This window comes from Flavobacteriales bacterium (assembly GCA_025210805.1).
In the GTDB taxonomy this organism is placed as follows: Bacteria; Bacteroidota; Bacteroidia; order Flavobacteriales; family CAJXXR01; genus JAOAQX01.
This window is the reverse complement of record JAOAQX010000005.1, coordinates 185465-199367: the sequence shown is the minus strand read 5'-3', so window position 1 is coordinate 199367 and position 13903 is coordinate 185465. Positions and strand designations below refer to the sequence as shown.

The 13903-nt window shown below is 34.1% G+C and carries 12 protein-coding genes and 1 riboswitch; of the genes, 11 read left to right on the top strand and 1 reads right to left on the bottom strand.

What is annotated here, in order from left to right:
- Positions 1 to 5 precede the first annotated feature (5 nt).
- Entirely contained in the window at positions 6 to 1283 is a 1278-nt protein-coding gene (locus N4A45_02665) for a replication-associated recombination protein A (protein MCT4664121.1), read from the top strand.
- A 14-nt stretch (positions 1284 to 1297) separates the two neighbouring features.
- Here N4A45_02665 and N4A45_02660 read toward each other — a convergent pair whose 3' ends face one another.
- Positions 1298 to 3610 carry a gliding motility-associated C-terminal domain-containing protein gene (locus N4A45_02660; GenBank protein MCT4664120.1) on the bottom strand — a complete coding sequence of 771 codons (2313 nt, stop codon included), beginning with the start codon at positions 3608 to 3610 and terminating at the stop codon, positions 1298 to 1300.
- Positions 3611 to 3738: 128 nt separating this feature from the next.
- Positions 3739 to 3936, top strand: a riboswitch (cobalamin riboswitch).
- A 104-nt stretch (positions 3937 to 4040) separates the two neighbouring features.
- On the opposite strand from N4A45_02660, the gene N4A45_02655 reads away from it, so the two are divergent.
- From N4A45_02655 to N4A45_02610, 10 genes are all read left to right on the top strand, one after another.
- A complete protein-coding gene (locus tag N4A45_02655; GenBank protein MCT4664119.1) occupies positions 4041 to 5375 on the top strand; it encodes a DUF4465 domain-containing protein in 1335 nt (444 codons plus the stop codon).
- Between the two features lie 3 nt (positions 5376 to 5378).
- Positions 5379 to 6302 (top strand): T9SS C-terminal target domain-containing protein, encoded by a 924-nt coding sequence (locus tag N4A45_02650; protein MCT4664118.1) that lies wholly within the window; start codon positions 5379 to 5381, stop codon positions 6300 to 6302.
- The gene (locus N4A45_02645; GenBank protein ID MCT4664117.1) at positions 6299 to 8116 is read left to right on the top strand and encodes a TonB-dependent receptor; all 1818 of its coding nucleotides are present in this window, start codon (positions 6299 to 6301) and stop codon (positions 8114 to 8116) included. The genes N4A45_02650 and N4A45_02645 overlap by 4 nt, the downstream gene beginning before the upstream one ends.
- A 302-nt stretch (positions 8117 to 8418) precedes the next feature.
- The gene (locus N4A45_02640; GenBank protein ID MCT4664116.1) at positions 8419 to 9729 is read left to right on the top strand and encodes an OmpA family protein; all 1311 of its coding nucleotides are present in this window, start codon (positions 8419 to 8421) and stop codon (positions 9727 to 9729) included.
- A 175-nt stretch (positions 9730 to 9904) separates the two neighbouring features.
- Positions 9905 to 10291 carry a DUF805 domain-containing protein gene (locus N4A45_02635; protein MCT4664115.1) on the top strand — a complete coding sequence of 129 codons (387 nt, stop codon included), beginning with the start codon at positions 9905 to 9907 and terminating at the stop codon, positions 10289 to 10291.
- Between the two features lie 96 nt (positions 10292 to 10387).
- Positions 10388 to 10774 (top strand): DUF5684 domain-containing protein, encoded by a 387-nt coding sequence (locus tag N4A45_02630; protein MCT4664114.1) that lies wholly within the window; start codon positions 10388 to 10390, stop codon positions 10772 to 10774.
- Positions 10775 to 11001: 227 nt separating this feature from the next.
- Complete coding sequence (rsmD, locus tag N4A45_02625) at positions 11002 to 11550, top strand: 16S rRNA (guanine(966)-N(2))-methyltransferase RsmD (protein ID MCT4664113.1); 549 nt, start codon at positions 11002 to 11004, stop codon at positions 11548 to 11550.
- Positions 11551 to 11555: 5 nt separating this feature from the next.
- Entirely contained in the window at positions 11556 to 12020 is a 465-nt protein-coding gene (locus N4A45_02620; GenBank protein MCT4664112.1) for a GNAT family N-acetyltransferase, read from the top strand.
- Entirely contained in the window at positions 12010 to 12921 is a 912-nt protein-coding gene (gene menA, locus N4A45_02615) for a 1,4-dihydroxy-2-naphthoate octaprenyltransferase (protein ID MCT4664111.1), read from the top strand. The genes N4A45_02620 and menA overlap by 11 nt, the downstream gene beginning before the upstream one ends.
- Before the next feature lie 14 nt (positions 12922 to 12935).
- Entirely contained in the window at positions 12936 to 13862 is a 927-nt protein-coding gene (locus tag N4A45_02610) for a DnaJ domain-containing protein (protein MCT4664110.1), read from the top strand.
- Positions 13863 to 13903: the final 41 nt, after the last annotated feature.

Sequence of the window (13903 nt, the reverse complement as noted above, 5' to 3'; positions counted from 1 at the left end):
TTTTTATGATACACAATACGCCATTAGCAGAAAGACTTCGACCTCAAAAAATTGAAGAATATATAGGACAAGACCACCTTTTGGGAACTGATGGAACACTTTCCATTATTTTAAAAAGTCCACACCTTCCCTCAATGATCCTTTGGGGACCTCCAGGGGTAGGGAAAACAACACTTGCCAAGCTAATTGCAAAAGAGACGAATAGAAAAATACATATATTATCAGCCGTTCAAGCTGGAGTAAAAGAAGTAAGAGAAGTGCTCTCTAGAGCTGCAGAAAGGAATTTTTTTTCAGCAGAAAAACCTATTTTATTTATTGATGAGATTCATCGTTTTTCTAAGTCACAACAAGACTCTTTATTGAACTCCGTAGAAAAAGGTGACGTGATTCTTATAGGAGCAACTACAGAAAATCCTTCCTTTGAGGTTATTTCCGCTCTTCTATCACGCTGCCAAGTATATACTTTAAAAAATCATTCTAAAAAAGATCTCGAAAAAATTGTTAACAGAGCCATTGAGCAAGATGAATTTTTATCCAAAAAAAATATTGAAATAGAATCCTTAGAGTATCTACTTCAAGTATCTGGTGGAGATGCTCGAAAATTACTAAATGCTCTTGAAATAGTTGCGAGCTCCTTTCCTAACGAGGTAATTATTAACAATGATAATTGCCAGAAAATTCTTAAAAAAAATCTAGCTTCTTATGATAAGAATGGAGAGATGCATTATGACATCATTTCGGCGTTTATTAAATCTATTAGAGGCTCAGATCCCAATGCAACTATCTATTGGCTTGCCCAAATGATTGCAGGTGGTGAAGATGTGAAATTTATTGCTCGAAGACTCTTAATTTCTGCTTCAGAAGATATTGGAAATGCAAATCCTACAGCTTTAGTAATTGCAAACAACACCTTTCAGGCAGTAGAAAAAGTGGGTTACCCCGAAGCGAGGATCATCCTTTCTCAATGTGCTATCTATCTTGCAAACTCCCCAAAAAGTAATGCCTCCTATTTAGCGATTGATCAAGCTTTAGCTGATATCAAAAGAAACGGACAACTACCTGTTCCACTTCACTTGAGAAATGCACCCACCAAATTGATGAAAGAACTGGATTACGGGAAAGGCTATCAATATTCTCATGATTTCCCCAATAACTTCGTAGCTCAAGATTTTTTACCCGAAGAAATCCGTGGAAAAAAATTCTACGAACCTGGGAATAATCCCAAAGAAAATCAATGGAAACAAATATTACAAAATCGTTGGAAAGGGTTTTATGAGTATTAAAACGTGAAATTTAACTACTCACTCAGCCCTCTTATCAAGGCAATGGTACCTGTAAGAATCTGTTTACCTTCAAAGTATTCTGTTTTATGGCGGAATACGTAGTAGTAATTTCCTTCGGTACAATCTTCTCCTTTGTATCGGCCGTCCCAACCTAAGCTTGTTTGATCTCCTGAATATACGAGAACGCCCCATCGAGAGTAAATTTCATAGGTAAATTCCCCTAATAAATCTTGATTAATAGGATGGGCATAATCATTTCTTCCATCCCAGTTTGGGGTAAATACATTGGGTAAATCTGGGAATTTTGGTGGACATTCGGCTATTTCGATTCCCAAAGAATCTATACAACCGTTGTGATCGATAATATTGGCATAATAAAGACCTACTTCATCCACGATAATAGACGGAGTTGTATCACCTGTATTCCAAATTACTTGCATACTGTCTGTACCATCCAAGATATAAAGTTCATCTCCAAGATCAAACCATTGCTCAGTTTCTGGACATAAGAAAAAAGTATCTCCCGTAATATTAAAATAGTGTTTTGGAAATGCTGAAATTAATATGGTATCAGATATATAACAATCTTCCATAAAAACCTCTACATAATGATAACCACTTTGAAATGAAATAACGGAAGTTTCATGTTCTCCGTCCCAAAGCATTTTGGTATGTGGAATATGACCGAGGTCAAAAGAGACAAAATCATAATAGCAAATGGTGGTATCGTTCCCTAAATCCACATCGGGATCATACTCTACTAATTTTACGGTATCTGTCTTGTACACACAATCTTTATATCTAAATTCCACTGTATAAACTCCTGGAGTATCTGCCACAAAACGGTTTCCAAACTGAGTTTCGTTCCAAAGATAGTATCCATTTACTGGAGGAAGTTCCCACACCATAGAGTCTCCTTCGCATATAAACCTATTTACTCCTAGTTCTACATGAAAAGTATCATAATTGAATACATCAAAAGTCATGGTTTCCCAGCATCCGTTATTGTTTGCTTCAAGCTCATAACTCCCCGGTTGGTTGATATATTTTTGAAGCTGTGGAAGTCCTCCTGTCCATTGGACATAAGTATATTGTTCTATTTCTGGTATCACTAAGGTATCTTGTCCAGAACATAAACCAAAAGTATTGATCTGTGTAATGTTTGGAAAAGGAGTGTGATGCACATAAGTAGTGTCATAAATGGTATCACAAGGGCTATAACTTTTAAACCAGATCATCCCTGTGTCTTCAATTACTTTATTCGCTCCATAAGATCCATCATACCAAATATAATGCTGATTAGGTAATATTGGTAACTGCACTACAACAAACTCATCCTCACATACAGTGGTATCCGAAAATGTAAACTTAGCAGCTTCATAAACATTTACTACAATACTGTCTATTCCACAATCTGTCATGATAAAATAGGTGGTTGTGGTGTCGGGATCTACAGTGATGGAAGTGGAAGTGGAAATCTCCCCTTGCTCAGTATCAGTGGTGTCTAATGTCCATGAAACACCTCCACCATTGATCACAGTAACAGATAAAGTAGCTGAATCCCCTGGACAAATAGTGATATCACCAGAAGTAGTAATACAAGTCGTATCTATTAATTGGATATCATCTAGAAAATATATGGCTTCATTAAAGGCACTTTGAGATAGTGGATTGATTAACTGATTATTTGTTTGGCTGACATTCTTAAAATTCCCAATCACAAGGTGAGAATAATTTGAATCTGAAACAAAAATTCCGCTGATCTTCTCCCAATTATTTTGTTCTAGAATTACGGTATTTTGCTCTGTGAGCACATTGATATTTGACAAATTCTCATAACCTACTGTATTGTAATTTGGCAAAGAAAAAGCACCTCCAAGACAAATATTATCTGTAGCATACTTGGAACTATCAGCAAGAGAGACATAGAATTCATAATAATACTGATGCCCAGAAATTAGATCAGAATTTAACGGAACCTGTAGGTAAGATCTAGAGTTGTAATTAAATACAAACTGGTGACCAAAAGTTTGAATAGCGGCATATTGAGAGCCCGAATGTGGAGTCTGTTGTCCAATATTACTATTATTGTTGGTATAATTCTCACAAGTATTTCCTACTTGTGTTGAAAATATATTTGGAGAAGTTTGATTTCCCGAAACCCAATAATTGTTCGAATTATTAAAAGAGGTAGCATTAGTTATTAAGCCACATGGCAATGGGGATACACCTGCTTGTTCAAAACTAGGATTGGGCACTAAGTTTTGAGCAGCTAAATCATTTACTAAAAAGGCTAAAAATGAAAAAATAAAAAACTTATAAAACATACAAAACAATTATTAAAAGAATAAAGATATACAAGTTAAGGTATTAAGCAAAAAAATAAGTCCTATTTTTTGAAAAAAAAATCTCTTTCCGAAAATTTCATTCCCGCTTCTATTCTCTAAAAAATGATATATTTGCATACAAATTCAGTAAGATAGATTAATCATATTTATCTGAAAGGGAATGAAGTGAAAATCTTCAACTGTACCCGCAGCTGTATTGAGCAAAAAAGCTATTTTATCCATTTACCACTGTAATTTTAATTATGGGAAGGTTTTTAAAATAGAAGCTCTAAGTCAGAAGACCTACTAAATTTTATATCAAATTTTTAAACTTCCGGGAATAGAGGTTGAATATTCTTTTTTAGCTCATAAAAGAATTTTTTCAGACTAATCCAGGAGTTTTTTGTAAAAACGTCAAAAAAACAAAAAAATGACAAACAAAAAACTTTTAGGAGCGTTGGTTTTATTGTTAACCACCAATGCTTTTGCTCAATCACCAATTGCAGTTGATGATTTTGGTACTTTCAAAAATTATGGATTTTGGAACACCAATTTACAATCCTTTGAAACAGATCCTTCACAAAGCTTAACTACAGCCATTAATTTAACGAAAAATGATACGGCCTTTGATCTTTCTACAGTAGAGATTATAGAAGTTGCATCTTTTGGAAATACAGTGCTAGATACCAATGCTGGAAATGCCATTTTAAAATACACAGCGGATCTAAATGCCACACCTTGGACAAGTTCAGATCAATTAAGATACCGTATCTCTAATGCTTCTGGTTCTTTTGACACAGCCATCGTTACAATAGATTGGCATGCGATTCATGCTTATGACGTTTCTTTTGATGATATAACGCTAGACACAAACGGCTACTATAATGGAGCCGATAAAAAAGGAGGATTTTTCTCTGGAATCTCTTCACCATTCTACGATGGTGCATATTTCTACAATAACTACACTGTGAGTAGCTGGGGAGATTATTGGGGCGGTTTTGCCGTTTCTGAAAAAACAGATACCGTAGATGCAACATTCGTAAATCAATATTCTGTGATCACAGGAGCAGCATATAATGGAAATAATTTTGGTGTAATTTATGGAAATGGAACTCGTGTGGATATTCCTGCCAATGAAGGCTTGAATTCTTTGCAAATTACCAACTCTACTTATACCGCAAAAACGATTAAAAACGGGAACGCATTCTCATCGGCTTTTGGAGGAGATGATGGAAACAAAAAAGATTGGTTTGCCATTTCTATTGTAGGTCATGAAATTGACGGAACTCCCATTGATACGCAAAAAGTTTTCTTAGCAGATTACCGTTTTGATGATAACTCACAAGATTATATTCTTTCTGAATGGAAACCTGTACAATTTACGGGGAAACTAAGCACTGAAAGGGTTCATCACTTAACTTTTTTCTTTGAATCTACGGATACTAATAGCTTTGGAATTCTTACTCCTGCTTATGCATGTATTGATCAAATAGCAACCAATTATCATTTTATAGATGTAGAGGAATACGAAAAGCATCAAGTATCTATTTATCCTAATCCTACAACTGGAATATCAACAATAGAAACAACAATAGCAGGAAATAAATTGATCACCGTTTTTGATATCACAGGAAAGAGTCTCAAAAGTTTTCAAACAGAAGATGAGAATATTTCCATTGATTTATCTTATTTTCCAAATGGTGCTTATTATGTAAGGATTCTTGGAAAAGACACTGTTATGAAAACAAAAATTATCAAGCAATAACTGATGCATAAGTTTTTTCTAATTCTTACGATTATCAGTATGAATACCTGGGCTCAACAATTTGCTCCACCAGCAGGGAGCCCAGGATCAACAGCTATTCACAGAGATTCCAATGTAATTATATCATGGTTAAACACTCCTGAGATATCAAGAGGTTGGGTAAATATTTCTGATACTTCTTTAGGCAAAGTAACTTATGGTCAAAATGAAGATGCTAGTGGAATGGCGGATGGCTTAGTCATCAGCTTAGGAGATGGTGGCGAAGCTATTTATACCCTAAACACGCCAATATCCGATGCTTCTGGCTATGATTTTGCTGTTTTTGAAAATGCCTTTGATAGTGTTTTTTTAGAATTAGCAGTCGTTTCTGTAAGTAGTGATGGGATTCACTTTCAAGAATTCCCATCAGTTTCGTTGAGTGATACCGTGGAACAGATTGGTGGATTTGAGCAAATAAATTGCCGCAATATTCATAATCTAGCTGGAAAATATATTGTCAATTTTGGGACTCCTTTTGATTTAAGTACTCTACCCGAGAACACATTCGTAAACACCAATCAAATCAAATACATTAAAATAAAAGATGTAGTAGGAAGCCTGAACAATGAGTTTGTCACAAGAGATTCTCAAGGAAATAAGATCAATGATCCTTTTCCCACTCCTTTTCCTTCAGGGGGATTTGATTTAGATGCTGTTGCTTTACTTAGTATGAGTTTAACCATTCCCGTTTCTCACTTTGAAGCCTATGAAATTCATCAAGGTAGCATAGAGAACAAATCTGACGAATGGCTAGAAATATTTAATCTTTTAGGTAAACGAATTACCCTGATTTCTCCTTATGGAGTATGGCAAAAACCTACTTTTTTATCTTCAAATATTTTTATTATGAAGAGCTCTAGAGGTAAAACAGCTAAAATTCGTTTATGAGATATTGGGTTTTTCTCCTGTTTTCTATATATAGTTTTGCACAAACAGACACTATTCCCACTGTAGATGCAGAGGATTTTGCTTTGGATAAAACAATTGCTTTCTCTATTAAAAAGATTGCTCAAGACAGTTTTAAAGTAGAGAACAGCCTTGCAGATCAGCTCTCAAAATCACTTCCAGTCTATATCCGTAATTATGGACCTGGGAATATTGCCACTCTTAGTTATCGAGGCGCATCCTCTTCTCAGCATCAAGTTTTGTGGAACGGGATTCCTATAAACTCGGTTACTTTAGGACAAACGGATCTCAATAATCTCCAAAGCACTCAACAAGAACAGTTGTATTTTTCATTTGGTGGAAATACAGAAGGAACCTACCCTGGAGCACTTGGTGCAACTATTTCTATGGAAAATCAAGTGGCTTTTATCAAACAATCAAAACTAAGAGTACATCAAGCATTTGCTTCCTTCGAAACTCAAAAAAGTCAGGTGGATTTTACCCAAAGCTCACAGAAAAGATTCTTCACATTAAACTGGAATAGATTTCAATCCAAAAATAATTTCAACTATTATAATCCCTTTTCTAGAAAAATCGAAATAAGAAAACAAGCAGAAAAGGAACACAGAAGTGTTAAAACGAATTTTGCACAAAAAATAGGTAGTAGAGCTATTTTAAAAGTTGGAGCTTGGTATCAAAATACCCATCAAAATATTCCGAGATTTATTACTACTCAAGCAGCTTTAGGGCAATTCTCTAAGGATCAGCAATGGCGTGCTTTCACTTCTTTAAACTGGTTTAAAAATAATTGGAAATCCAAAATTCAAATTTCAACACAAAATCAAGAATATAACTTTGTTGATTCTGCAATAAATACTTTAGGATCACCTCTACTGATTCATCAACATTTTGGTCAGCTTGTATTTCAAAGGAAAACCGAACATTGGGAAATTTCATTGGACAATCAATACAGTTTTAATAAAGTACAAACACCGAATTTTAAAGAAAATAAAGCATTTCACTTTCTATTTTCTAAACTAAGAATAGCCTGGCACTACAAAAAAAATAGTATCGAAATAGGAAGCACTCCGCAATATCGATCTGATTTTATAACAAAAATGGACTATTACGCTTCTATCAGAAGGGAATCTAATGATTGGGATTATTTTATCCGTTGGGGAAACAATCATAGATTCCCAACTGCAAATGATCTTTATTGGAACTCGGCAGGAAACAAACTCCTTAAACCAGAAAAAAATCAACAATTTGAAGGAGGCGTAAAAAAAATTCATAAAAATTATGAATGCACCGCTGAGGTTTATCATAATACAATCCAAAACAGAATTATATGGAAACCGAATACGTCAAATGTTTGGAAACCCATAAATATAAATCAATCACAATCTTATGGAATAGAGATCAATAACAAACTTCGTCATACAGTTTCTACCATTGCCATAGAACACCAGTTAGGATTTTCTTTTAGCAGAAATATTGAACTCACGCATCAAAAGGATTTACCTTACTTACCCTCAAAACAACTACAATATCAAGCAATTGCACTATATAGAAATCAAATTTTTAGAGTTTCTAGTCAATGGGTTGATCGAGTATTCACCAATGAAGACAATAGTATCTATTTACCGAATTATTGGATTTTAAATTTCTCTTGGAACAAAAAAATAAAGATCTCTTCCAATCAAAATTTGTCATTGGGTGTAGTCCTTAGTAATGTATTCAACAACGACTACCAAATCGTATCTAATGCACCTATGCCAAGAAGAAATTTTGAAATTAACATGACATTGTTTTTATAAATTCCATGGTGTTATAATACATTTATTGATTTTATCTGCAACATTCACATATATCTATTGATACAATCCTGTAAATCTAGTCTCAATTCATCGTCATTTTACCATAATTGAATTGAAAAAAACATAAAATTGATTAAACTTAAACTATCAAAAATCACAACTCAACGTTTACAACTGTTGTTTGACGAAATATTCCATAAAAAAAACAGATATGGACTTACGCTAAAAAAATATTATTGTAATTTTGGTACGACAATTGTGTTGAGCAAAGAATAAAAATTTTAAATCAACTAATCACAGTTATGAAAAAGAGAACACTAGTTGGAGCAGCTTTATTGTTAGCTTCATTTTCAGTAAACGCTCAGGATACGAGACATGGTTTTTTTGATGATTGGTCTATTGGACTTTCATTAAACAACTACATCATGCGTGGAGATGTTAATGGATTACATTCTATTGACCACACCGTAAATGGAGCAGAAGTAGATTACCTTTTCGAAGATGCTTTCAATCTTGGATTTGGTGCACGTTTAGCAAAACAACTTTCACCAGTATTTGATCTTGGTCTTGAGTATAACGGAGCAAAATCAAACGGAGTTGGACTTTATGACAATGGTTCTAAAGTAGTTTCTTCTGAAGTAGAATTTTCAAACTTAAATCTTACTTCACGCTTTAGCTTAACACGCTTAGCAGAGCACCAAGGAAGACAACCTAAAGTAAACTTCTACTTAGAGGCTGGACTTGGACGTTTTTGGAGAACTGCTGAAGTTTATCGTGGACTAAAAGATGGAGACGATAGATTAGAATCAAATACAGAAAAAATCGAAGAAGAAGGAATTTGGACAGTTCCTGTAGGTCTTGGAATCGAATTCAAGTTGGGAAGAAGAGTAGCTTTAGGACTTTCTTCAAAAGCTCAATTGATGAGATACGATAAATTTGACGGACTTGCTGGAGCAAATGATTTCTTGATCAACAATAGCCTTTGGTTAAACTTTGATCTTGCTTCTAAAAACGGACACAAGTGGAACAACTCTTTCGCTTCTATGAACGAAGGAATCCTTAAAAACAAAGAAGATATTGCTAAACTAAACAGCAATATGAACAACTTGAATGACCGAGTAGGAAAAGTTGAATCAGCGTTATCAAACAAGGTTGATAAAAAAGCTTGGAAAGATAGTGATGGTGACGGAGTTCACAATGACGATGATAAAGAAGCAAACACACCAAAAGGAACTTTGGTAAACTTCCAAGGAATCTCAATTGAGAAAGTATTAGGAAACAAAGGAAATGCAAAACCTGCATTTACTCCAGTTTACTTTAGCTCTGGAAGACATAATGTAAAAAGAGATCAACAATATGCTCTTGCAAACATTGCACTTCACCTTCAAAACAACCCAAGCCAAAAGGTTACTTTGGTAGGTTATGCTGATAAAAGAGGATCTAGCCAAGTAAATATGGAGATCTCAAGAAAGAGAACCGAATCTGTTAAGAAGCAATTAGTTAACCTTTATGGTATCGATGCTTCAAGAATCTCTACAGAGAACAAAGGAGAGTCAATTCTTCTATCTAAACTTGATAGAGTGAACAGAAGAGTAGATTTCGTATTGAGATAATCTTTTTAGATAAAACTCACAAACAAAACACCTTAGTATAATTTACTAAGGTGTTTTTTTGTCAAATAAACTTGTGCATTAAAATTAAATTATTAATTTGTGCATAACAAAACAACAGGAGGAATTCGAAAATCCTTAAAAAGAGTAGAACATATTTTAATTAATCTCAAAAAAAATGGAGTGGTATTTAAAAGTCGTAAAAGATAATTATGCAAATTTTCAAGGAAGAGCAAGAAGAAAAGAATATTGGATGTTTATTCTTTTTAATTTTCTTATTTCAGTAGGACTTTCTATCATTGAAAACATTCTTGGATTAGCAAGCTCTACAGGAACAGGAATGATTTCTTCACTGTATTCTATTGCGGTGTTGGTTCCTAGTATTGCAGTTGCCATAAGAAGGTTACACGATACAGGAAAAAGTGGATGGAACCTACTTTGGTTTTTACTTCCTGTCATTGGATGGATCATTCTTATTGTATACTACGTAAAAGAAGGAGATCAAGGATCAAACGAATACGGAGCAGATCCAAAAGGAAATGAAATTGACGAAATAGGACGTTAATTTTTTATTGGATAATTAACGAGTATAATTTAAAAAGGTTTGGTTATTTTTTAAAAAATAACCAAACCTTTTTTCTAAAAACAAAACTTAAATTTTATGGCAAGTATAGGAATACTGGTATTCATCATTTTGTACTTTGGCTTCATAGCCTTTTTTCTTTTTGTACAGTATCGCATCTACCAAAAAATGGGTAGAAAAGGATGGGAAGGTATTATTCCCATTTATAGTTTGGTTGTCCTTTTAGAGCTTATAAAAAAGCCCACTTATTGGGTTGCCTTTATGTTTATTCCCTTAGTGAATATTTATTTTGCAGTTGTAATCATCAACGAGCAAATGAAAGGTTTTGGAAAAGACAGCACTTGGACGGTACTTTATTTCTTTTTCAGTCCAATTGTGGCTCCAATTATCGCTTTTAGCAATGATATTCAATGGATCGGGTTTGAAGAAGATCGTATTGAAGAGATTGACCAGATTGGACAATAAAAGAACTCTTTAATAAAAAAAGATTCCTCTTTATTACCCCTTATATGGCCTGTCCCGATTTTTCGGGACTTATAACAGAGCGTAAATTAACACCCTCAATGGGATTAAAGGTGCTCTTTGATTCATATAAGTTAACATCAAAAAAGACATAAATCATGCCAACCAATATTTCGATAAAGGTTGGCGTTTTTTTATTATGTATTTTTGTAAACAAAGAAATATAATTTATGAGAATTATTCGAGGAAAATATCGAAACAAAAGACTGATAGCTCCGTCAAATTTACCGGTTCGCCCTACGACAGATATGGCAAAGGAAGCTTTGTTCAATATCTTGGACAATTATGTCTATTTTGAAGACATTTCTGTACTTGATTTATACGCGGGAACAGGAAATATCAGTTATGAATTTGCCTCAAGAGACACACAGAGAATTGACGCTGTAGAAGCTCATTCAAAATGTGTCTATTTTATAAGAAAAACGAGTACAGAATTAGGTTTTGAAGAGCAAATAAATGCGGTTCACAGTAAAGTGGAAGCGTTCCTTAAAAAAACAAATCAAAAATATGACATTGTTTTTGCAGATCCACCTTATGAATCTTCAGAATATGAAGGGTTATATGACTGGGTTATGGAAGCCGATATTCTCAATGAAAATGGTTTTTTAGTTATAGAACACTCACGAGATACTAATTATGATGATAAACCCTATTTTCTGGATCGTAGAAAATATGGAAATGTACATTTTAGTATTTTCAAAAAAACGACTGATCAATAGTTTGTATGGAAAATCATCTTGTGCATTGGGAATGCAAAAAATTTGATGAAATAAGCACCGCAGAATTATATCAAATCTTACAACTAAGAACCGAAGTTTTTGTATGCGAGCAAGACTGTGTCTATCAAGATATGGATGGGCAAGACCAAAAAAGCATGCATCTTTTTGCTACAAAAAACAAAGAAATTATCGCTTATGCAAGATTACTTCCTTATGTGGATAAGTATCAATGCTCAGCAATAGGAAGAGTGGTTGTTAAAGATGCTGAAAGAAAAAATAATTATGGGCGTATTTTAATGATTTTAGCTATAGAGGTTATTCACAACACTTTTAAACACCCATCCATTAGAATCAGTGCTCAAACTTATTTGACCCATTTTTATCAGTCTCTAGGATTCCTTATAGAAGGAGAAGAGTATCTTGAAGATAATCTACCACATATTCAAATGTATTTGTCAGATGGAAAGTAAAATAAAAATATGGCTAAAAGCTGCCCGATTAAGAACACTACCTCTTGCCTTTGCTACCATTTTTTTAGGTTCGATGCTAGCAATGTTCTTGGGGAAATTCAATTGGAATTTATCTCTTCTTGCTTTTCTAACAACGCTTTTTTTACAAGTTTTATCAAATTTTGCAAATGACTATGGCGATACCCAGCATGGAGCAGATCATCAAGACCGAAAAGGACCTAAAAGAGCCGTTCAACAGGGTTTGATTACCGCCAAAGAAATGTATAATGCAATGTGGATATTTGGAGTACTCTCTGCCCTATCAGGACTCCTATTAATTCATCTAAGCTTTCCTTTTCTATCTTGGTCTTACGGAATCTTTGTATGCCTACTTTCTATAGCCGTTTGGGCATCTATCACCTATACTTCTGGGAAAAACCCTTATGGTTATCAAGCATTTGGAGATCTTTCCGTTTTTATTTTTTTCGGAGTTTTTGGAGTTGCACTCAGCGCTTTTATCCATCTAAATTACTGGGATTGGTCCTTACTTCTTCCTGCATCTGCTGTGGGATTATTATCCACTGCTGTGCTAAACTTAAACAATATGAGAGATGCCGACTCTGATGCACAAGCTGGAAAAAATACTTTAGCAATTATTTTAGGAAAAAGAAACGCAAAGTATTATCAACTTTTCTTACTTTTTTCACCTTATTTACTCACCACTACTTTTGTTTTTGCATTTACCACGAATAGCTGGACTTCTTGGCTATTTCTACTTACATTACCACTCATATTCAAACAAGCCAAAGAGATCGTTATCATTCAAGAATTATCGGCTTATGACAAGTGGCTAAAACCCACGGCTATTACTACCCTTATTTTTTGTATCTTGCTAGGTGTTGGGCTTAATATTGCCCTATGATTCATTAAAAGTGTATGACAAAAAAAGAATGTCTTCAAGAACTCCAAATAAAAGAAGGAGCCAGCGAAAAAGAAATTAAAAAAGCTTATAGAAAATTAGCCATGATTTGGCATCCTGATAGAAATGCTAGTGCGGATGCTCAAGAACGTTTTATGAAAATAAACGAGGCTTATGATAGACTTTTAAGCAATGATTTTAAAGAAATCAATTGGGAGCAAATAATAACCGAAACTCCCAGAGAAGCTGAAATAAACAAAAGAAGACGCTTCGCAAGAGAGCAAATACGAAGAAAAAAAGAAGCTTATCGTAATTCTAAAGAATATAAACTAGAACTTGCTTATGGAGTTCTTGCAGATAATTTTATTACTGTTATCATGGTTCTCTTAGCTATTGTAACAGCACCGCTCATCTTCCCTCCCATAGTCATTGGATACCTCTTACACAGAGATTACAAAGAAGATAAAAGTGGTTTTTTTAATTTCAAAGCCATGTACGCTGCTTATCGTTTCCTTGCACAAGAAACTCATTTTGAATACATCACTTTTGGTATTTTTAATCTCTTTTTATCTTTATGGATGATTCCAAGAGCATTCCTACCTTTTTATTTACTCGCCAGTCTTTTTATCATTCCTCCTTTAATTTCTTTATTTTTTTGGTGGAAAAAGAAATCTCAATGGATGTTTATTAGTTCCATGCTTATTCCTTTTGGGTTTAACTCCATTTTACTACTCAATTATCTTTTTGCCACACCCACAATAGAAGAACATCATCACTATAACAATAATTCTGTTTTATTAGAATTTCATGATAGAAAATATCAAGATCAACCCCATATTCGTTTTTACTTTAAAGAAACAGGATCTTTTAGCCATATTGCTTGGACACGCTACGAGGGACCCTTTGGCTGGGATGTCTTAAAAGATGTTTGGTTATATCGTTAAAAAAGAATCAAGTATCTATTATGGTACTTGATAAATCTCAA